Below are 22,603 nucleotides of genomic sequence, written 5' to 3' on the forward strand. Positions count from 1 at the left end.
CATTGTTTTTTTTCGATTTTACCGTTTCAGGCCAATAATACGGTGATGCCCATATACATCATCATACCGATAATGTCATTGGTGATGGAGATAAACGGGCCTGTGGCGATAGCCGGATCTACTTTCAGCTTTTCGAGTGTCATCGGTACCAGTGTCCCGAATATGGAGGCGAACATAACAACGGCAAACAGGCTGATGGATACTGAATAGGTCACAGTGGCCGTACCTCCGAACCGTACAAAGTTGTATATGTATACCAATAGCGATATGATAGTCGCATTGATCAGGGCCACTATGGATTCTTTGGCTATCTGCTTGAATGTATCTTTGGCATCCAGGGAACTGTTGGCAAGGCCCTGCACGATAATTGCGGAGGATTGGGTTCCCACGTTTCCGCCCGTACCGCCAATCAGAGGGATATACAGTGCCATTTCGGGATGTGCGGCAAAGGTTGCGTCAAAGTTTCCTAATATCATGGAGTTGCCGATGCCGCCCAGCATGCCGATAAGCAACCAGGGAAGGCGTGCGGAGGTTTGGCGCATGACGTTGTCGTCCGTCTCTACGTCTTGTGACAAACCGGATGCTAACTGGTAGTCGCGTTCCGATTGTTCGCGAACCTCGTCCATAACGTCGTCTACGGTGATTTGTCCTACCAAACGGCCTATGCTGTCGATGACGGGGACTGCCACCAAGTCGTATTTCTCGATAATCTGTACCACTTCGTCTGTGGGGGTGTCTACATGAACGGAAATAGGGTCTTTCCTCATTACATGTTTCACTTTGGAGACGGAAGGGGAGGTGATCATCTTTTTTAGCGGAAAAACACCTTGCAGGCGTTCGTCGTCATCAATGACGTAGACATAGTAGATTTCATCCAATTGCTCAGCCTGCAAGCGCATCTCCTTCAGACATTCCGGCATACTCCAGTTTTCATTGACGGTAACCATCTCCGTACCCATTAAACCGCCGGCGGTATCTTCGTCATATTTCAGCAGGTCGACGATGTCTCCAGCTTGTTCGATGTCTTCAATATGGGAGAGGACTTCCTCTTGTTTGTCCTCGTCGAGGTCGCGCATCAGGTCTACGGCATCGTCCGTATCCATGTAGTCTACAAAGCGTTTGGCAATGGTTTCCGAAGGCAGGAGCTCCAAAAAGTCTCTTCGGACGTCTTCATCCATTTCTACCAGTACGTCGGCGGCTGTTTCGTTGTCGAGGAGACGATAAACGAAGCGTGCTTCTTCGGGCGCGAGGTCATTACACAGTTCGGCAATATCTGCCGGATGCAGGTCGATGAGGAGCGCCTTGACATTGTCTGCGTCTTTCTGCTCTATAAAGCTTTTGACTTTATCTATGTATTCTTCGTCTATTTCCATATTTTTAATGATGTGCTAATGTCATTAATGTGCCAATCTTACTGATTGGCTGTGCATTATTCGCGTAATGCCTGTTCCACTCGGTTGGTCAGCTCGATGAACTCTTGTACGGACAGCTGTTCGGGACGTTTATTGAAAAGAACGTCTTCGGTTAGCGGGCAATCTTTGCCGAGTATCGGTTTTATGGAATTGCGCAGGGTTTTCCGGCGCTGGTTGAACGTTGTTTTTACAACCTGTTTGAATAATTTTTCGTCACATCCCAGTTGTTGCGTATCATTGCGCGTCATGCGGATGACAGCGCTTTTTACTTTCGGAGGCGGGTTGAATACGTGTTCATGTACAGTAAAGAGATATTCCACGCGGTACCACGCCTGTATCAGTACGCTCAGAATGCCGTACGTCTTACTGCCCGGACCGGCTGCTATGCGTTCGGCTACTTCTTTCTGTATCATGCCCGTACAGCATGGGATCAGATCCTTATTGTCCAGCATCTTGAAGAATATCTGACTGGATATGTTATAGGGATAGTTGCCCGTCAGTACGAAAGGCTGCCCGTCGAATAGGCGCTGAAGGTTCATTTTCAGAAAGTCATCTTCTATGATGTGGTCCTCCAATTGCGGATAAGCTTCCCGTAGATAGGCCACTGATTCGTAATCTACTTCCACAACTTTCACTGTGCGTCCTTTGGGTAAAAGAAATTGCGTCAGTACCCCCATACCCGGTCCCACTTCCAGTACTGGGAGTTCGGGGCAGGCATCTACGGTATTGGCAATGTCTTGTGCCACTTTCAGATCTTTCAGAAAGTGCTGGCCGAGAAACTTTTTAGGTTTAACTAATCTCATGTATCAACTAAATCGTTACTTTTGCGGTTCAAAGGTAATCCTTTTCGGCGAATAATGAGTTACAAATCACAAATTACGATGTGTGCCGGATGAATTTTAAAGGAAAACGATGAATAAGATTATAAAAAAGACATTGAAAATCGTATTGCCCATTCTTTTGGGCGGATTTATCCTGTATTGGGTGTATCGTGATTTTGATTTTGAACGCGCAAAAGAAGTGCTTCTGCATGGGACGGACTGGGGCTGGATGTTGCTTTCTCTGCTTTTTGGAGTGATGAGCCATGTGCTGCGCGGATGGCGCTGGCGGCAGACGCTGGAGCCGCTGGGGGCTTATCCTAAGAGGAGTGATTGTGTGGATGCCATTTTCATTTCTTATGCTGCCAATTTAATGCTTCCCCGTGTGGGAGAGGTGTCGCGTTGCGGTGTACTGGTCAAGTACGATGATGTCTCGTTTTCCAAGTCTTTGGGTACTGTGGTAACGGAGCGTTTGGTGGATACCTTGTGTATTCTTTTGATTACGGGGCTTACTTTTATGGCCCAGATGCCTGTGTTTCTCCGTTTTTTTCAGGAAACGGGTACGAAAATTCCCTCGCTGATGCATCTGCTTACTTCCCCTTGGTTCTATGTTTCTTTGTTCTCTGTTATTGGAGTACTGGTACTTGCCTACTATCTGATGCGGATGCTTTCTTTCTTTGAGAAAGTGAAGGGGGTGGTGTTGAATGTATGTGAAGGGGTGATGTCACTTCGCAATGTGAAGAACATCCCGTTATTTGTTTTCTATACATTGTCTATATGGGGGTGCTATTTCTATCATTTCTACTTGACTTTCTATTGTTTCTCTTTTACAGAACATCTTAGTTTTCAGGCGGCAATGGTGATGTTTGTAGGCGGAACCTTTGCCGTAATCGTTCCGACGCCTAATGGGGCGGGACCTTGGCACTTTGCAGTAATCACCATGATGATGCTTTATGGCGTGAGTGCTACTGATGCAGGTATATTTGCGTTGATTGTACATGGCATCCAGACATTGCTGGTCATAATACTCGGCATCTATGGGGCGTTGCACGTTTCAATGGCAAACCGTTCGAGGTAAGAAAATCTCCTTTTCCGCAAAATCCCGTATTGGTGCAGAACTTTCTATATGATGTCGTATGTGTGTATGGGAGTATTGCGATATATGGAAGGAAGATCATGTTGACTTTTACAATTCCGATTAGAGGTATATTGGAAAATAACTCTTATATTTGCGAAAACAACTTTTATAATTATGAGTACAATTTTGCAGTTGGCTCCACAAAATGTGTGGAAGCATTTCTATTCGCTGACTCAGATACCCCGTCCGTCTGGACATATGGAGCAAATAACTGAGTTTTTAATAAGTTTCGGTAAGAGTTTAGGTTTGGAGTCATTTGTCGATGAGGTGGGCAATGTCATTATCCGTAAGCCTGCCACTCCGGGTATGGAAAACCGTAAAGGAGTTATTCTTCAGGCGCATATGGATATGGTGCCGCAGAAGAACAACGATACTGTTCACGACTTTACCAAAGATCCCATTGAAACATACATTGACGGTGATTGGGTAAAGGCCAAAGGCACTACGTTGGGTGCCGATAACGGCATGGGTGTGGCCGCCATTATGGCTGTACTTGAAGCAAAAGACCTGAAGCATGGTCCGCTGGAAGCATTGATTACTAAGGATGAGGAAACGGGTATGTATGGTGCATTCGGCTTGAAACCGGGTACACTGAAAGGCGAGATTTTGCTGAACCTCGATTCGGAAGACGAAGGAGAACTTTATATCGGTTGTGCAGGAGGAATTGATATCACAGCTACATTGGAATATAAAGAGGAAGAGCCCGCTGCCGATTTCGTGGCCCGTCAGATAATCTTGAAAGGCTTGCGCGGTGGACATTCCGGATTGGAGATCAATCAGGGACGAGGCAATGCCAATAAGTTGCTTGCCCGTATAGTGCATGACTTGTTGATTGAATTCGATTGCCGTCTGTCGAGTTTTGAGGGCGGCAATATGCGTAATGCTATTCCGCGCGAGGCGCATGCTGTCTTGGTTTTCAATCCCGAAGATGTTGAAGGGTTGGAAGATTACATAAAGGAATATGAAGCATTGCTGAATACTGAGTATGCTCCAATTGAAGAAGGCATAACTTTGAAGTTGGAGAATGTGGACTTGCCTGCTTTCATTGTTCCTGAAGAGATTCAGGATAATATGATTAGTGTGCTGATGGCTTGCCAGAACGGGGTGATGCGTATGATTCCTACTGTTCCTGACACAGTGGAGACTTCTTCCAATCTGGCCATTGTAACGATTGGGGGCGGTAAAGCCGATGTCCGTATTCTCGCTCGCAGCTCTTGCGATACAATGAAGGATTTCTTGGCAGACAGTTTGACGGCATGTTTCTCGATGGCAGGTATGAAAGTGGAACTGAGTGGCGCTTATTCTGGCTGGCAACCTAATGTCGATTCTCCGATTTTGCATGCCATGACCTTGTCTTACAAGCAGCAATTTGGTGTAGAGCCGGCAGTGAAAGTGATCCATGCAGGTTTGGAGTGTGGCATTATCGGTGCTAATTGTCCGGGACTCGATATGATTTCTTTCGGTCCTACATTGCGCTCACCACATTCACCGGATGAACGTGCATATATTCCTTCTGTTACAAAATTCTACGATTTTCTGGTTGCAACACTGGAGCAGACTCCGGAAAAGTAATTTTTCTTATATATAATAAGGAGAAAGCAGGGTATTGATGTGCCCTGCTTTTTTTTATTGCTGTCATCTTGTCTCCAGACTGTCAGAATTTCTTAGCCTTACTGTCAACTTGTCTTTTTCTTGTACCGTCACTTTGAAGAAAATTGATTTAGGTCAATAAATATGTTGTAAAACATAGTTTTCTATGTGAAATCACTTGTTATCTTGAACAAAGGCCTTATTTTTGTGTTGTAAAACATAGAAATAATAGGATAACAGGTTATTTTTAAGAATAACAAGATTGATTTTAGGAGGATAACAAAATGAAAAAGTTAAGAAAATTGTTCAGACATTTCGGCGAGGCCGATAAGAACATTTGGGGTTATGTAATGCTTTAAGTATTCATCCCCTTTTTAAAGAGAGAATTTAGTTTTCAGTTTTCAAGGTGTTAGTTTAATTTTTTAAGGTTATGAAAAAAAAGATTATGAGTTCATTCAGACGTATTCTCGCAGAGGTAGGTCGTAATGAGATGTTAATGATGGGATATACCATCAAAAAGTAAAGAAACAAAGTTTTCAGGGTATTAGTTTAATTTTTAAGATTATGGGAAAAAAGATTGTAAGCTCTTTTAGAAACGTTCTTGCTAAAGTCGGCGAGAACTGGATTGAAGCAATGAAGTATTATAACTACCCGAGATGAGTGTAGTAGCAGATAAGATAGCGGGGGATATGTTCTGAGAATGTATCCCCCGCTTTTTTTTATTATTGCAGGTATTTATGTCAGTATATGCTTTGTTTTTTTATTTTTTCTAAAAAACGGTACAATGTGACTATTAATTTGTTATTTTTACAATGCACATTCATATAGTAAAGATATGAGATGTTTGTATAGATGAGCCGATATAGCTTTACGGTTGAATTGCCATTAAAAGGCTTATAATAATATATTAAAAGGCTTTTAATATGCAATTATAAGCCTTTTAATAGTAATTCATCATAGGCAAGAGACGGACAGGTTCGGCGAGGGAATGGATATAAGGCGTATGAACTGTCAGGTTGGGATATGAATGAAGGTAATCATACAGAGAATTTTTTTTTGATTTGATTCTTGATTCGCATAAAAAACAAAAACTAATAACAAATAGAATAGCTATGAATAAAATTCGAAGTTTTTTTACATTGTTGCTGCTGATGATCGGGTTGTGCTTGTCTACCTTACAAGCCCAGTCATATAACAGCCTGTGGAAACAGGTAGAGCAAGCCCAAAAGAAAAGTTTGCCGCAAACAGTAGTGAAATTGACGGGGCAAATCTACCGTAAAGCCGAACAGGAAAAGAATGTTCCGCAAATGCTGAAGGCATATATTTGCCGGGAAGCCTATCAGGAAAGACTTACGCCGGATAGCTTGTATGTCAATTTGAGAAATTTGGAAAACTGGGCAAAATCGGAACAAAATCCGGTAAGTAAAGCTATATTGCACTCTTTGCTCGCTCGTGAATATGCTGATTATATGCGATATAACCGGCAGTTGTTGTCAGGGCGTACAGCTTTGGATACAGATGAAGCGCCTGCTGACATTCGCGAGTGGAGTAGTAATATTTTTGTAACTAAGGTGGATGAGCATAATCTTGCTTCATTGCAAGATTCCGTTCGTCTGCTTGAGGTGTCCTCCAAGGAATACGTGCCTTTTGTTGTACAGGAAGATGGTAGTCGTTTTTACGGTCACGATATGTATCATCTACTGGCAGCCCGGGCGGTGGACACTTATCTCTTATTGGATGGCTTTCGGGCGGACTCATTGCAACGTATGCGCATTGCCGGTATTTATGAGGGAATGATAAATACTTACCGGCATCGTGCCGGGGCTGAAGATGCGACTGTGTTGGCCACGCTCGATTATTGGAAATGGAAAAGAACCGGAAGTGGCATAAGCAGGGAGCCGTATGCCACTTATCGCGAACGGAAGGCGCAAGTTGACAAGGAGTATCTTGGTGCGTTGGACAATCTGATTCGAGAATATGGAGCGCGTGAAATTTGTGCGGAAGCCTATATCTGTAAAGCCGACTTGCTCCGTAACATGGGAGCATCCCATATGGATGAGGCTTTGCAGACGTGCGATGAAGGCGTGAAGCGTTATTCCGCTTATAAGCGTGTCAACGAACTACGTAACATACGGGAAAGCATCCTGCAACCTCATTTGGATATTAATACCCAGGGGAGTATCTACCCCGGTGACTCTTTGGAACTGAATGTGAGTTATCGCAACCTGAAAGGATTTACGTTGAATCTATATCGCACGGACTTGTCCGAGGTTCCCTGGATGGACACAGGAATAAACAATACTTTTTATCAGAAGCATGCCCGCAGGATGTCTGCCACTCATTTCGAGCTGGAACCTTTGGCTAAGAAGGCCGGGGAACCGGGAGAGCTATTGAACAACTTGCAACGTACGGTTTTGAAACTATATGTACCCGATGAACCGGGCGTTTATATATTGCAAATTGTACCCGATGCCGTAACAGCCCGTACGGCAGACCAGTTCCTTGTTTCGACTCGCTTCAAGGTGCTGACACTGGCTCTGCTGGACAATAAAATGGAAGTGGTTACGGTAGATGGCCGTAGCGGGCAGCCCATTTCCGGCGCAAAAGTCAGTTTCTATTCCACTTATAATGAAGAAAACCGTAAACTGTTGCAGGATGTTACCACTGACGCCGGTGGAAAGGCTGTTATAGAATGGAATAAAGCTATCCGCAGCTATGTGGCACGCAAAGGGACGGATACTGCTATGTTGCCCCAAAGCATTTATCTGAATAGATATTACGAACGTGGTGAATCGGGCCCGACAGAGCATATCACTCTGTTGACCGACCGTTCTTTGTATCGTCCCGGTCAGACTGTCTACGTCAAAGGGATTTCTTATGAACAAACAGCCGATACGGCTCATGTCTTGGCAGGAAAGAATTACCTGGTACGATTGCTGGATGTGAACAGGAAAGAGCTGGTGCAGAAGAGTGTGGACACCAATGAGTTCGGCTCTTTTACAACAGAATTTGTATTGCCTGCTGTTTGCCTCAATGGCAACTTCATGGTTGAAGTAAAGGATAAAGCGGCTGTTCCCGTACGGGTGGAGGATTATAAACGGCCTACTTTTGAGATTGTGTTTAATCCTGTGGAACAGGCCTACAGTTTGGGGGATACGGTAAGTATCACCGGAAATGTCAAGGCATACAATGGTATGGCTGTTCAGGATGTTCCGGCAGTATACACTGTGACCCGACGTAACCACTGGAGATATTGGGGACAACCGTCTGCCCCGCTTGTCTCAGATACAGTGCAACTGGATGCTAAAGGCAACTTCTCCATTCCCGTTGTCCTGATACCGGATGCTGATGCGGATTTGACGCGAGGAGAGCGTTTCTCTTATCAGGTAGAAGTGTCGGTTACCGGGGATGCGGGCGAGACCCAGACCGCGCAATATAGTTTGAGTGCTACCGGACAAGCCTATTTTTTTATGTCCGATATCAACAGGGAATTATGCCGGGAAGATTCCATATCGGGAAAACTGGCAGTGATGAATGCTTACAATGAGACGTTACCCATGGAAGGAATGTGCCGGCTTTATCCGGTTATAGATTCTAAATCGGGGAAGATAGCTGATAAACCTGTCTACGAGAGTGTATTTACGTCGGGTGAAATAAAAGATTTTGCAGCCTGGAAACAATTGCCGTCGGGAGAATACCGTTTTATTCTGTCGGTTCGCGACCGTAACGGTAAAGAGGTTAGCAATGCGGATAATGCGGTGAACCTTATGCTGTTCTCATTGGCGGATCCGCGTCCGGCTATGTTCGTAGAGACTTTCCTCTATGAGAAGAATACGGAGTTTGATGCAACTCATCCGGCGGTGTTTTATTTCGGTACTTCAATGCAGGATGCGTATGTTCTGGTTGATGTTTTCGGGCAGAAAGGGAGGTTGGAGAGCCGTACCTTGTCGTTGAGTGACTCAATTGTTCGTATGAAATATCCTTATCGTAAGGAGTATGGAGACGGAGTTGCCGTACAGTTCACTTTTGTTAAAAACGGTCAGCTATATACCCGCCGGGTAGAATTGCGGAAGCGTTTGCCCAAACGGACACTGGATATGAAGTGGGAGGTTTTCCGCGATCGTTTGCGTCCGGGACAGGAGGAGGAATGGAAGCTGGTCATCAAGACTCCGCAAGGTTTTCCTGCTGCAGCCGAGATGCTGGCAATGATGTACGATGCCTCATTAGACCGGATTTATAGCCGTCATCAGTCATTGAGTGTCTATTACAATCGGTATATCCCTTATTTCTACTGGGATCTTAGTAGCAATTACGGAAAGAGTTATACTCCTTATTTCCCATTGAAGTCGTGGAGAGTTCCCGTCTGGCGTTTTGATTACTTCTGTTCTCCTTATAACGGAATTGCGGAAGTATTGCAGATAGTCGAAAACGATGCTGTCCTTTGTGAACCGACGATTGTCGGGTATGGAGCTACACGTACTAAAATGAAGACCGGACGGGCGGTTGAAGTGAAATATGCTCCTGCGCTGGCTGAGGAAAGTGTGACAGATGTTGTCTTTGAGTCGGAGACCATCCCACTTGATGAGCAGGCGTTACAGCCTATGGCAGGTTTGCGTACTAATTTTGCAGAAACGGCTTTCTTCTATCCTCAGTTGCGTACCAACGAACAGGGAGAGGTCACTTTCTCATTTACTATGCCGCAGAGCCTGACACGTTGGAATTTCCGCGGTTATTCCCATACCAAGGATATGATGACAGGCATGCTGGATGCTACTGCCGTTACATCCAAAGAGTTTATGCTGACTCCGAATATGCCGCGCTTTGTGCGGGTAGGTGATAAGACACAGATAGCTGCCGGTATTGCCAATCTGACGGATAAGGAGATAAGAGGGACGGCCGTATTAACCCTCTTTGACCCGATGACGGAGAAGATTATTTCCACCCGTCGTCAAAAATTCTCAGTGGAAGCAGGAAAGACGGCATCGGTTGATTTCCGGTTTGACGTAACAGACCGTTACGACCTGCTTGGTGTCCGCATGGTGGCCGACGGCGGCAAGTTCAGTGACGGTGAACAGCATCTGTTGCCTGTTCTGAGCAATAAGGAGTATATTACAGAAACACTCGCCATGCCTGTTCGTGGTGGGGAAACACGTACTTTCTCACTGGACAGCCTTTTCAACGGCAACAGCCGTACAGCGACCGACCGCCGCCTGACAGTAGAATTTACGGGTAATCCGGCATGGTATGCCGTACAAGCCCTGCCTGTACTGAGCCAACCTGCAACGGATAATGCCATTTCTTGGGCAACTGCTTTCTATGCCAATACTTTGGCGGGCTATATCGCCAATAGCCAGCCGCGCATTAAAGCGGTATTCGACAACTGGCGTTTGTCGGGCGGAACAAAAGATACTTTCCTCAGTCAGTTAGAGAAAAATCAGGATGTGAAGAATATTCTGTTGGGCGAGTCCCCCTGGCTGCTCGAAGCCACTACCGAGGCGGAACAGCAGCAGCGTATCGCTACTTTGTTCGATGTAAATCAATTGAATTACCGTAATATGGCGTCCTTGCTCAAATTGAAAGAACTGCAGAACGAAGAAGGGGCATGGAGCTGGTTTGGAGGTATGTCCGGCAACCGTTATGTAACGGGATATATCACCGGACTGCTTGTCCGGCTTTCTTTACTTACGGATAGGGCATTGCCGGAAGAAGTTGCGGTGATGAAAGCCAAGGCTTTTGACTATCTGAATGAAGAAGCGCTGAAAGAATATCGTGCTATCCGTAAGGCAGAGAAGAACGGGACTAAGATTACCACCCTGTCGGATGCCACTATGGAATACATGTATTTGGTGGCTCTCGGTTCGGTAAAACTCTCCGGTGAGTATGCAAAAATGTTCGATTACTTCCTTACCAAGTTGGGACGTAACCTCGTGAACGGTACAATGATTTGCAAAGCGCAGACCGCCATTATCTTGCAGAAACAGGGACGCAGGACGGAAGCGAATGGGTTTATAGCTTCTATTAAAGAACATCTTGTGCAAACGGACGAAATGGGAGCGCATTTTGCTTTCCATGCCAATCCTTATACTTGGGGTATGCTGCCGGTTCCTGCACATGTGGCTGTAATGGAAGCCCTGCGCGAGGCGGGCGGCAACGATGCTTTGATAGAAGAAATGAAGCTTTGGTTGCTGAAACAGAAACAGACGACAAGCTGGAATTCTCCGGTAGCTACTGCCGATGCGGTTTATGCATTGCTTTGTCAGGGTAGCGATTTGCTGGAAAGTAAAGGAGATGTCCGCATCACTTTGGGAGATAAGGTATTGGAGACTTTCTCGCCTGCAAAGACCGCTGTTCCGGGATTGGGATACATCAAGGAGGCCTTTGTTCAAGGCAGTCCTGAGGTAAAGGTTAAGTCAGTTACCGTAGAGAAGCGAGATGCAGGCATTGCGTGGGGGGCCGTCTATGCACAATACTTGTCGCCCATATCCGATGTGAAGCAACAGGGCAGTGAACTGAATGTTGAGAAGAGACTCTTTGTAGAGCGTATCTCGGCCGACGGACAGAAGTCCTTGCAACCGCTGTCGGAGGGCACGCAGCTTTCGGTAGGTGATAAGGTCGTATCCCGGCTGACTCTTAGTTTGGACCGGGCTATGGATTTTATCCAGCTGAAAGACCAGCGTGGAGCCTGCTTCGAACCGGTAAGTTCACTTTCAGGCTATCGTTGGAATAATGGCATGGGCTATTATGCAGAAGTGGAAGATGCCGGAACTAATTTCTTCTTCGATCATTTGGGCAAAGGAGTTTATGTATTGGAACATAGCTACCGGGTTGCTCGTGGAGGAACGTACGAAACCGGACTGGCTACCGTAGAGTGTGCTTATGCGCCGGAATATGCTTCTCATTCTGCGGGAGGTACTGTTGTTATCAAATAGAGTAGATAGATTTAGTTGCTATTGAATGTTTATAGGTTATAAAAAGCGGAAAGAAAGTCTGCGTATATCACTTAAAAACTTTACATTTGTGCAGCTAATTTAGAAACAATATAAATGAAACGCAGTTTTATCACCTTATATGCGCTTGCTGCTACGGCATTGACTGCCGTAGCACAACCGCGTTTTACTTCCAATACGGAGACGTACGATTTCGGACAGATTGAATGGAAACATCCGGTAACGGTGCAATACTCCATTACGAACACAGGTAACCAGCCGCTGGTACTTACCGACGTGGAGCCCGATTGCGCCTGCTCCGTAGCCCGGTGGACAAAGACTCCTATCGCTCCTGGGGCAAAGGGAGTGGTCGATGTCACTTTTGATGCGGAGGCTTTGGGGCATTTCAATAAATCCGTAGCCATTTACAGCAATGCGCAGCCGCATTTGGTCTATTTGAAGTTCAATGGAGAAGTGGTGCAGGAAATAAAGGATTTTACTAAAACCCATCCGTATCTTATCGGGCAGATACGTATTGATAAGAACAGCCTTGATTTTCCTGATGTGCAAGCCGGCGAAAAGCCCGTCGTGCATATTGGAGTCGTGAACCTGTCGGACCGTCCATACGAACCTGTGCTGATGCATCTGCCGCCTTATCTGCAAACAGAGGTTAAGCCTAATGTCTTGCAAAAGGGTGAGAAGGGCGTTATAACCGTTACACTGGATTCCGAACGGCTGACGGACTTCGGGCTGACGCAAGCATCGGTCTACTTGGCGCGTTTTTCCGGTGACAAGGTGGGCGATGAAAATGAAATACCCGTTTCTGCCATTCTGTTACCCGATTTTTCAGGCATGACCGAGGCAGAAAAGGCAAATGCTCCCGTTGTCAATCTTTCCACAAAGGACATCGATATGAGTGCCGTATTGGCAAAGAAATCAAAGGCACGTCAGGATATTATCATAACCAATACCGGACGTTCTCCTTTACGAATCAGTAAGCTTCAGGTTTTTCATCCGGCTGTGGGCGTCAGTTTGAAGAAGAGTGTGTTGCAACCGGGAGAAAGTACCCGCCTTCGTGTTACTGTTGTGAAAAAGAACATTGGGAAGAAACGCCGTCATCTGCGTTTGCTGATGATTACGAATGATCCGATGCAATCGAAAGTAGAGATTAATATTAAAGCGAAATAATCAAACCATAAATCTTATCATGGAACATCCTGAAAATAGCGGAGAATATAAAGGCTTGGTTGTCAATGCAGGCATTGAGCAACCTTCGTCCGTCAATCCTTATTTGAAGCGGAAGCCCAAAAAACGTCAACTTTCCGTAGCAGAGTACGTAGAGGGTATTATTAAGGGTGATGTTACGATATTGAGCCGGGCTGTGACGTTGGTGGAAAGTGTAAAACTGGAACATCAGGCCATAGCTCAGGAGGTAATAGAGAAATGTCTGCCGTATTCGGGAGACTCCATTCGTATCGGTATCAGTGGGGTGCCGGGAGCCGGTAAGAGTACGTCTATTGATGTGTTCGGATTGCATGTGTTGGAGAAATACGGGGGGAAACTGGCTGTATTGGCTATCGACCCAAGCAGCGAACGCAGTAAGGGCAGCATCTTGGGCGACAAAACCCGTATGGAGAAACTTTCCGTCCATCCCAAGTCTTTCATCCGTCCCAGCCCTTCGGCAGGCTCATTGGGAGGGGTGGCACGTAAGACGCGTGAGACAATCGTACTTTGCGAGGCTGCCGGATTTGATAAGATATTCGTTGAAACGGTAGGGGTGGGACAGAGTGAGACTGCTGTGCACTCAATGGTGGACTTTTTCCTGCTTATCCAGCTTGCCGGTACGGGCGACGAACTGCAAGGTATCAAGCGCGGTATTATGGAAATGGCAGACGGCATCGTTATCAACAAGGCGGACGGAGATAATCTGGAACGTGCCAAGCTGGCTGCTACTCAATTTCGTAATGCGCTGCATCTTTTTCCGGCTCCGGAGAGCGGCTGGACACCGCAAGTGCTGACCTATTCGGGTTTCTATAATCTTGGAGTGCAGGAAGTATGGGACATGGTATATAAGTATATTGACTTTGTAAAAGATAACGGCTATTTTGAACATCGCCGTAATGAACAAAGCAAATATTGGATGTATGAAACCATTAACGAACAGCTTCGCGATAGTTTCTATCAGAACCCCAAGATTGAAGCGATGCTGGCCGGCAAGGAGAATCAGGTACTGAAAGGCAATCTGACGTCTTTTGTCGCTGCAAAGAATCTGTTGGATACTTATTTTGCAGAGCTGAAAAAATAAGGAATTTAATAGTTATGAATTATGAATTGGTTGTGCTGTTATGCCGCATGGCAATTCATAATTCATAATTCATAATTCATAATTCATAATTCATAATAAACGAAGCTTTGCTTCCTTACACCTCTTTCCCCTCTTTCTCGAAGTCCTTGCGTGACTTGCTTTGCGTTACGATATATACACCGAGAAACACCAGTGCAATGGCAATTCCTTTTTCCAGATTGAATGTTGCCATACCGATTACGACCGTAACTATTGAAGCTACGATGGGTTGCATATAGTTGTACATGCTCACTACTGTGGGACGCAGTAATCTTTGTGCCGTCATAATGCATATATAGGCAAGGAAGCTGCCTCCCACCACTACATAACCCACTTGCACCAATGCCGCAGTGGAAACTTCAGCCCATTGAATGGCAGCTATTCCATGATAAGAGAAGGGAATATAGCACATTGAGGCGTATACAAACATCCACTTGTTCAGTGTAATGGGGGAGTACTTCTGGGACAGTCCTTTGAATACGGTCAGGTAGATAGAGAAGCTGATTTGGGCAATCAAGCATAGCAAGTCACCTATGACGCTGCCACCGCCACTTCCGGTATTCTGGCTGTTCATAATCAGTATTAAGGCTCCCATTGCTCCTACGAAGATGCCCAACACTTTTTTGTTGGTAACAGGTTCTTTCAGATAAATGGCGGCTACAATCATGGTGACGATGGGAAGGGTGGTGGTTACGATGGATGCGTCGATGGGTGAGGTCATGGACAGGCCGAAGATGTACACTCCCTGGTTGAATACCAATGCAAAAAGCGTTGCAAAGAATATCTTCAACATGTCCCGGTGATCCACTTGTTCGCGTTTGCAGAACAGTGAGAGCAACCAGAAGCAGGCTGCCGCACCCACCATACGGAAAGTTGTAACGGACAAAGCTGAAAATTCAGCCAATGCGGATTTGCCGATAGGCGCCATTAATCCCCATAGGATATTGGCGGTCAAAGCAAACAGGTGACCTTGTATGTTCTTGTTCATATCTGTATTTCTTTTGAGCTGCAAAAGAACAATATTTTTTTGAAACAAAGAATAGTAAGTTACATTTGTTTTTTCTTTTATTTTGCCATACTTTTGTAACAAAGTGACAGGGCTTAAAATAAGAAATCATGGAAATACAAGCTAATTACATCAAGCGTATCGAAATACATGGGTTGTGGCATCGCTACAACATAGCTTGGGAGTTGCGTCCTGACGTCAATATACTTTCCGGCATCAACGGAGTGGGAAAGACCACAATTCTGAACCGTTCGGTGGGCTATCTGGAACAGACCACAGGAGAAGTAAAGAGTGATGAGAAGAACGGGGTACATGTTTTCTTCGATAATCCGGTGGCTACCTTCATTCCTTATGATGTGATCCGCAGCTACGACCGTCCCCTTATCATGGGAGATTTTACCGCCCGTATGGCGGATCCTAATGTGAAGTCCGAGTTGGATTGGCAGCTCTATCTGCTTCAACGTCGCTACCTTGACTATCAGGTGAACATCGGTAACAAAATGATTGAACTGCTGAGCGGTGATGACGAACAGCGAAAACTGGCTCCCGATCTGTCCGTTCCTAAACGGAAATTTCAGGATATGGTGGACGAACTGTTCAGCTACACCCGTAAGAAAATCGACAGGAAGAGCAATGACATCGTTTTCTTTCAAGACGGCGAGCAGCTTTTGCCCTATAAACTTTCGTCCGGTGAGAAACAAATGCTGGTGATTCTGCTGACGGTCCTTGTACGTAATGAAGAGCATTGCGTACTCTTTATGGATGAGCCGGAAGCGTCATTACACATAGAATGGCAACAGAAACTTATCGGCATGATACGTGATCTGAATCCGAATGTACAACTTATCCTTACCACTCATTCGCCTGCCGTCATCATGGAAGGATGGTTGGATGCTGTGACGGAGGTGGAGGATATTTCAACGGTGATTAGTGTTTAGTGATTAGCGATTAGTGACGTGGCAACATCTTTACGACATAATCTGACCTCGGCTTATCTGGACGCCGCGCATAAATTCTCATCGAAGAAAGGGCGCAGGCGCATTGTGGCATATGTGGAAAGCTATGATGATATAGCATTTTGGCGTACTCTTTTGGCAGAGTTCGAGAATGAAGAACGCTATTTTCAGGTAATGCTTCCTTCCGCCACTTCATTGGCCAAGGGTAAGAAAATGGTGCTGATGAATACGCTCAACACTACGGAGCTGGGACGCAGTCTGATAGCTTGTGTGGACAGTGATTACGACTTTCTGCTTCAGGGAGCCACCAACGTATCGCGGAAGATAAACCGCAACCCTTATATTTTCCAGACTTACGGATATGCCATTGAGAACTTCCATTGTTTTGCCGAGAGTCTCCATGAAGTATGCGTGCAGGCAACGTTGAACGACCGTTATATTCTTGACTTTCCCGCTTTCCTGAAGCGTTATTCACAAATCGCTTATCCGTTGTTCCTATGGAATGTGTGGTTCTACCGGCAGCATGATACGCACACATTTCCCATGTATGACTTCAACAACTATGTCCGTCTTCAGGAAATAAGTCTCCGTCATCCTTATAGCGCTCTGGACAATATGCAACGTGCGGTATCTGCCAAGCTGTCCGAGATGCGGACCCGTTTCCCGCAACACATAGAGCACGTCGACAAGCTGGGCGAGGAGCTGCGGAAATTAGGGCTGATTCCTGATAACACCTATCTTTATATGCAGGGACATCACATCATGGACTGCGTGGTCTTGAAATTGCTGATACCCGTTTGCACAGTGCTCCGTCGTGAGCGCGAGCAGGAGATAAAACGTTTGGCGGAGCATAACGAGCAGTTTCGCAATGAGCTGACAGGCTATGAGAACAGTCAGGTCAATGTGTCCGTTATGTTGAAGAAAAACAGCGGTTACAAGAACCTTTATCTCTATCAGTGGTTGAAAGAAGATATACGGGAGTTTCTCGAACGGGAGCACCTTTAATCTTTTTATACCTGATATTTTAGTTTTATCTTTTATCCCCTTCTTATCATGGACATATTAAAGAATATCGACGAATTATTGGTTTCCTGGGGAACAGCCCCTTCCTTGGCTGATATGCTCGACCAGTTTATAGCTTTTGCGCTTGTACTGATCGTTGCTTTTCTGGCAGATGTTCTCTGCCGGAATATCTTGTTGAAGGTGGTGGCGCACCTGATAAGGAAAACAAAAGCTACATGGGATGATATTGTTTTTGACCGTAAGGTGCTGATTCATCTCAGCCGGATGGTGGCTCCCGTTATAATCTATATTTTTATTCCGGTGGCTTTTGCCGAGACGAGTTCTTCCACTTTGGGATTCATCCAGCGTGTTTGCCTCATTTATATTCTCATCACTTTCCTGAGTTTCATAAACTCATTCATGAAAGCTGTTTATAGCGTGTACAGCGAGAAGGAGCAGCTACGTGACCGGCCGCTGAAGGGAATGTTGCAGACGGTTCAGGTGATTCTGTGGTTTGTAGGGGCCATCATTGTGGTAAGTATCCTGATTGATAAATCTCCGTTGTCATTGCTGGCCGGTCTGGGCGCTTCTGCCGCTATACTGATGTTGGTGTTCAAGGATTCGATTATGGGGTTTGTTTCCGGTGTGCAGTTGTCTGCCAATGACATGTTGAAGGTGGGCGACTGGATTGCAATGCCCAAATATGGAGCTGACGGTACGGTGATAGAAGTCACGCTGAACACAGTGAAGGTGCGTAACTGGGATAATACCATTACTACAATTCCGCCCTATCTGCTTGTCAGCGACTCGTTCCAGAATTGGCGGGGGATGCGTGAGAGCGGCGGACGTCGTGTGAAGCGTTCCATTAATATTGATATGAACAGCGTGAAGTTCTGCACGCCGGAGATGCTGGACAAATATCGGAAGATCCGTTTGCTGAAAGATTATGTGGAGCATACAGAGGCGGTGATAGAGGAGTACAATAAAGAGCATCATATTGATAACTCCGTCCTTGTCAACGGCCGCCGTCAAACCAACTTGGGAGTATTCCGGGCTTATCTGACTGCCTATTTGAAGAGCCTTCCCGATGTGAACCAAGAGCTTGTCTGCATGGTTCGCCAGTTGCAACCCACCGATCATGGTATTCCTATGGAGCTTTATTTCTTCTGTGCTATCAAGGATTGGGTGCCCTACGAGGGTGTACAGGCCGATGTCTTCGACCATGTACTGGCCATTATTCCAGAGTTCGATTTGCAGGTGTTCCAGTCACCGTCCGGAAGGGATTTCCAAAGGGTGTTGTCTTGATTTTCTGCGGTGAAGTATCCGGCGGAGACTTCATAGATATAACGGTTTGTGAGAACCGGAAAAGTAAGAGGTTGTGTCAGCGTTTTTTTGACACAACCTCCTTTTTTAATAAACTCCTAATAAAATATTCAATGAGCAATGTATGCTTATTTCACCCAGTTTCCGTTCATCCAGTCACATTCCGCTTTTATGGCGTCGAAAGAGGCGTATGACAAGGCGGCGTCCACTTTGTTGCCTGTTGCGGCAATGAAATCGGCATTGGTGTAGTCGCCGTCGGTTGTCAGTTCGGCAGAAATAGTCATGTTGGCCAGTAGGGAAGTGCCGTTCTTCAAAGCACTGTTGGTCAATGCGCTTTCTATTGCCAGTGGTTGGCCTTTGCCGCATACTTTGGCATTGTCTATATGGACTTGGGTGCCGCGGCGCAGGCGGATACCCTGTTTGCTTTCACCATTACCTGCAAGGATGAGATTCTTTAGTGTAGGGTGTGATATGGGGCTGGCTGCATTGTCGTTTTCATTGTTGTCGGCTTCGATGAGGCAGTCGCAGTCGTAGCCCAATGTGGCTTTGGGTTCTTGGTAGGCAACGAGGTCGGTGCCCTTTCCGTTCCATCCTTCGGTCCAGTCAAAAGAGTCGTCGCTGCAACTCACCACCACCATGTTGCTGACATTTACAGAGCCGCCGAAGAATTCGAAACCGTCGTCCGAGCCTTTGTAGGCCTGACAGTGGTCTACGATTGTACCGCTGCCCACACCGTAGAACGTGATTCCGTTGGCTTCATGTTCCTCATCGAAAGCATAGCCGGTGTATTCTACGCGCACATATTGCAGTTTGCCGGAGTTGTCGGCATCGTCGTTGCCGCCATAAACGGCACCGCCGATTTCGGAACTTCCTTTACCTCCTTCGGCATTGGTGTGTGCCTTGCCGCAGATGTGGATACCGCCCCAGGCACCCGGTTCTTCCTTTTCGCTGGTCATGACGATAGGAGCGTTTGCCGTACCCATGGCATTGATTTTGGCACCTTGCTTTATCAGGATATAATCCACTATATCGTCGTAGACGGATATAATCTTTACGCCTGCCTCGATGTTCAGTGTGGCGCCTGCTTCGACGATGTACTCGCCGCTCAGTTTGTACGTGGTGCCCGCTTTCAGGGTTACATCCGAGGTAATCGTTCCTTTTAGGGTTTCCACTTCACCGTTGTCGTTTCCGCCGTTGTTGTCGTCATCACTGCAAGAAGTGAGGAAAGACATGCTTGCCACGAGGGCAAGTGATAAAAATTTCCATTTTAAAGATTCCATAATAAATGAATTAAATTAGTGTTATCGTTCGTATAACTTTTTGTTTCTCTCTATATTTTGTTTTTACAGTTTGTAGCTGAAACCTATTTCAAGGTTGGCGCCTTTCTTGTAGCGTTCCACTTCTACCTCCTCTCCGGTAGAGGGTACTTCCTGCTTGAAGATGACGGTACGGTTCAGCAGGTCGTTCACCTGCAGTTTCAGGCTGAAGTGGCTGTTGATGTCATAGCCGGCGCTGAAGTTCAGTGTATGCAGGGTTTGCTGTTTGATGTCCCCCAGTTTGGATACGCCTACCGCATGGATACGGCTGCCTTGCAGGTTGTAGAGCAGGGCGAGGTTCAGTTGCCGTTCTTCGCCGAAGCGGGGCGAGTAGGTGAGGTCGGCATTGGCAAGGATAGGGGATGCACCTTGCAGGGGGCGTTCCTTGTTGGTGTAGGCGCCGCCTTCGGGCAGTTTCACGTTGGTGTACATGTAGCTGATGTTGGCTCCCAGGCGGAGGTCTTTCATCAGTTGTTTGCGGAACTCCACTTCCATACCGCCTGCCATGCCGTTGTTTGCATTTTGGAAACTGTGTAGCGTGGCTCCGCCTTGCAAGGCTTGGATACGTTCTATCGGACTGTCTAAGTATTTGAAGTAGGCGGTCAGTGAAATCATGTCTCCGTTCTTGCCGAAGTGTTCATAGCGCAGGTCGAAATTGTAGTTGTAACCGTTTTGCAATTCGTTATTACCGCGGATTTGCGCCGAGCCGTAGGACTCTTGGTAGAGGAAGGGCGCCATTTCGATGAACGAGGGACGGGTGACGGTACGCGAAGCGGAGAAGCGGATGCTGTTGGCATCGTTCACTGTGTATTTCAGATTCAGGGTGGGGAAGAGGTCATTTTTGTCAAGGTTGCGTCGTTCGGCATACCAGTCGCCGCCGTCGGTGGCATAGTCCACCCATTGCCTGCTGATTTCGTAGCGCACGCCGAGGTTTACTAATAATGATGGTACAGGGTAGAAATCAGTCAGCAGATAGCCGGAGTAGATTTCGTTTCCGGCACGATAACTGTCTTTGGGCTGCATCACGCGTTGCACCACTACATTTCCGTCGGCTATGTTCTCTTGGTTCAGAAATCCGTCGGTGTCGTAAATATCGGTGATGACGGGATCTATTTTGTTGAGGTTATAGTAGAAACGGGTTGCCTTGTAGTCGCGGCTTTTGTTCTTGTAGTTGACGCCTAACTTCAGGAAGTTGTTTTCGTTCCATTTCCAGCGCATGGCGAGGTTGCCGTTCCATTCTTCCTCGTCCAAGCTGCCGAAGTAACGCATGGTTTCCTGACGGTTCAGCTTGAAGAGGCTGAGTGCGCCGTTGTCGTTCTTTATGTACATCACTTGGCGTCTGTCGGGTTCTTCACTGCCCGTCTTGCTGTATGAGCCGCCCCAGGTGAGTTCCCACTGCCCGCGTCCGCCGAAGCTGTGAACCCCGTCCAACTGGTGGTTCTGCAAGGAGTAGATGTGGGTGATGTTGTTGCTTCCTGTCAGTTCGTGGTCTTCGGCGTCTATACCCTCACGACGTTGGTAGGTGTCGGTGGCGTTGCGTGCATAGAAAAAGGTGTAGCCTATGCGGTCGTGGCGGCGCAGGGTGTAGCCTATGTGCCCCAATGCGGCCAGTTTCAGTTCCTGGGCATAGCTATCGTAGGCAAAGTTGTCCTGCACGCTGCCTGTGGCTTCCAGGGTTTTGTAGAAAGCGTCGTCCATGTTCTGGAAGCTGTTGCCGGCGCTTGCGGATGCCAGTATGCTGAGTGTCTGGTTGCCGATGCCGATATTTTTGCCGAAACCGAGGTTGCCGCTGAAGTCCGGCAGGGAGGATTTCTTCTTTACGGCAAATGAGGTGTCGAATATATTCCTTGTCTTTACGTAGTTGTCGAATTCAGACAGGGGCATGTTGAGTGCGGCCTGGTCCACACCGGAGGTTCTGAACAGCGAGCCGTTGCGGTTCATCCGGTAGCTGTCTTTGCCCAGTGTGTTGAATTTGCCGCCGGTATTGAAACCGATGTTGAAGAAGTCTTCGGTGATATTCTCTTTGGTATTGATGTCGATGTGTGCACCCGAATAGTCGGCGAAGGCTTCCGCGTTATATACCTTGCTCACTGTGATGTTCTGTACGGTACTCGACGGGAAAAGGTCCAGCGGAATCAGTTTGTTGTCGGGGTTGGGCGAGGCTATGGGGAGTCCGTTCAGGGTTGTGGTGCTGTAACGGTCGCCCAGTCCGCGCACAATGAGTTGGCCTGCATCGGCAACGGAGATGCCCGTAATCTTCTTTACTCCTTCTTCCACATTGCCGATGCCTTTGAGGCTCATCTCCTTCGAACCGAGGTTCTCGATGGCGAGGGTTGCTTTCCGGCGTTCCATCTGCAAGGCGCGTTCGCCCTCAAGGTTCTTTCTGGCCACTACCGACACTTCACCCAAAGCCTGTGCGTCGCTCTCCAGCTCAAAGTTCAGTATGAGGTCGGATTTGCCGGCTTTTACGTTGTTTATGATGATGTCCTTGTAGCCTACATATTTAATGGCCAATGTATAAGTTCCGTTGTTTACATCCAAGGAGTAGTTACCGTCCACATCGGCAACGGTGCCTTGTGTTGTTCCTGCTATCTGTATGGTGGCTCCGGTCAGAGGTTCCCGGGTCTGCTTGTCGGTGACGGTGCCTTTAATGGTGCCTGCCACGACCGTCATGGCAGAGAGTGTGAGAAATAAAATAAAGAAGAGAACTTTTCCTGAATCTGATTTCATGCTTGTCTTTTTAATGCGTTTCTTAATTCGCTGCAAAGATGA

Annotated in this window: 13 protein-coding genes; 8 read left to right on the forward strand and 5 right to left on the reverse strand. The window is 46.8% G+C overall.

What is annotated here, in order from left to right; genetic code table 11:
* Positions 1-26: 26 nt before the first annotated feature.
* Together mgtE and rsmA are read right to left on the reverse strand one after the other, a co-directional pair.
* Positions 27-1,373, reverse strand: a complete 1,347-nt coding sequence (gene mgtE, locus NQ546_RS05835) for a magnesium transporter (protein WP_004289100.1) — start codon at positions 1,371-1,373, stop codon at positions 27-29.
* A gap of 56 nt (positions 1,374-1,429) precedes the next feature.
* Positions 1,430-2,215 (reverse strand): 16S rRNA (adenine(1518)-N(6)/adenine(1519)-N(6))-dimethyltransferase RsmA, encoded by a 786-nt coding sequence (gene rsmA, locus NQ546_RS05840; RefSeq protein ID WP_004289101.1) that lies wholly within the window; start codon positions 2,213-2,215, stop codon positions 1,430-1,432.
* Positions 2,216-2,324: 109 nt separating this feature from the next.
* Here rsmA and NQ546_RS05845 point away from each other — a divergent pair, with 109 nt between their 5' ends.
* From NQ546_RS05845 to meaB, 5 genes are all read left to right on the forward strand, one after another.
* The gene (locus tag NQ546_RS05845) at positions 2,325-3,308 is read left to right on the forward strand and encodes a lysylphosphatidylglycerol synthase transmembrane domain-containing protein (RefSeq protein WP_004289102.1); all 984 of its coding nucleotides are present in this window, start codon (positions 2,325-2,327) and stop codon (positions 3,306-3,308) included.
* Between the two features lie 174 nt (positions 3,309-3,482).
* Positions 3,483-4,940, forward strand: a complete 1,458-nt coding sequence (locus NQ546_RS05850; RefSeq protein ID WP_004289103.1) for an aminoacyl-histidine dipeptidase — start codon at positions 3,483-3,485, stop codon at positions 4,938-4,940.
* Positions 4,941-6,070: 1,130 nt separating this feature from the next.
* Positions 6,071-11,887: an alpha-2-macroglobulin family protein gene (locus tag NQ546_RS05855; RefSeq protein ID WP_004289105.1), complete on the forward strand. Its 5,817-nt coding sequence runs from the start codon at positions 6,071-6,073 to the stop codon at positions 11,885-11,887.
* A 114-nt stretch (positions 11,888-12,001) separates the two neighbouring features.
* Positions 12,002-13,072, forward strand: coding sequence for a DUF1573 domain-containing protein (locus NQ546_RS05860; RefSeq protein ID WP_004289106.1), 1,071 nt, complete (start codon positions 12,002-12,004; stop codon positions 13,070-13,072).
* Between the two features lie 19 nt (positions 13,073-13,091).
* A complete protein-coding gene (gene meaB / locus NQ546_RS05865; protein ID WP_004289107.1) occupies positions 13,092-14,189 on the forward strand; it encodes a methylmalonyl Co-A mutase-associated GTPase MeaB in 1,098 nt (365 codons plus the stop codon).
* 115 nt (positions 14,190-14,304) lie between these two features.
* Here the strand turns inward: meaB and NQ546_RS05870 are convergent, their stop codons facing one another.
* On the reverse strand, positions 14,305-15,216 hold the full coding sequence (locus tag NQ546_RS05870) for a DMT family transporter (protein ID WP_004293764.1): 912 nt from the start codon (positions 15,214-15,216) through the stop codon (positions 14,305-14,307).
* Positions 15,217-15,344: 128 nt separating this feature from the next.
* Between NQ546_RS05870 and NQ546_RS05875 the strand changes: the two genes are divergently transcribed.
* From NQ546_RS05875 to NQ546_RS05885, 3 genes are read left to right on the forward strand one after another with little or no spacing between them, the layout of a single operon-like run.
* The gene (locus NQ546_RS05875; protein ID WP_004289109.1) at positions 15,345-16,172 is read left to right on the forward strand and encodes an AAA family ATPase; all 828 of its coding nucleotides are present in this window, start codon (positions 15,345-15,347) and stop codon (positions 16,170-16,172) included.
* A gap of 18 nt (positions 16,173-16,190) precedes the next feature.
* Complete coding sequence (locus NQ546_RS05880; RefSeq protein ID WP_021940430.1) at positions 16,191-17,195, forward strand: DUF4435 domain-containing protein; 1,005 nt, start codon at positions 16,191-16,193, stop codon at positions 17,193-17,195.
* 48 nt (positions 17,196-17,243) lie between these two features.
* The gene (locus NQ546_RS05885) at positions 17,244-18,497 is read left to right on the forward strand and encodes a mechanosensitive ion channel family protein (protein ID WP_004289111.1); all 1,254 of its coding nucleotides are present in this window, start codon (positions 17,244-17,246) and stop codon (positions 18,495-18,497) included.
* Between the two features lie 146 nt (positions 18,498-18,643).
* Here the strand turns inward: NQ546_RS05885 and NQ546_RS05890 are convergent, their stop codons facing one another.
* Both NQ546_RS05890 and NQ546_RS05895 read right to left on the reverse strand, forming a co-directional pair.
* A complete protein-coding gene (locus NQ546_RS05890) occupies positions 18,644-19,795 on the reverse strand; it encodes a hypothetical protein (protein ID WP_004289112.1) in 1,152 nt (383 codons plus the stop codon).
* 63 nt (positions 19,796-19,858) lie between these two features.
* On the reverse strand, positions 19,859-22,561 hold the full coding sequence (locus tag NQ546_RS05895) for a TonB-dependent receptor (protein ID WP_004289113.1): 2,703 nt from the start codon (positions 22,559-22,561) through the stop codon (positions 19,859-19,861).
* Positions 22,562-22,603: the final 42 nt, after the last annotated feature.

This window comes from Bacteroides eggerthii (assembly GCF_025146565.1).
GTDB lineage: Bacteria > Bacteroidota > Bacteroidia > Bacteroidales > Bacteroidaceae > Bacteroides > Bacteroides eggerthii.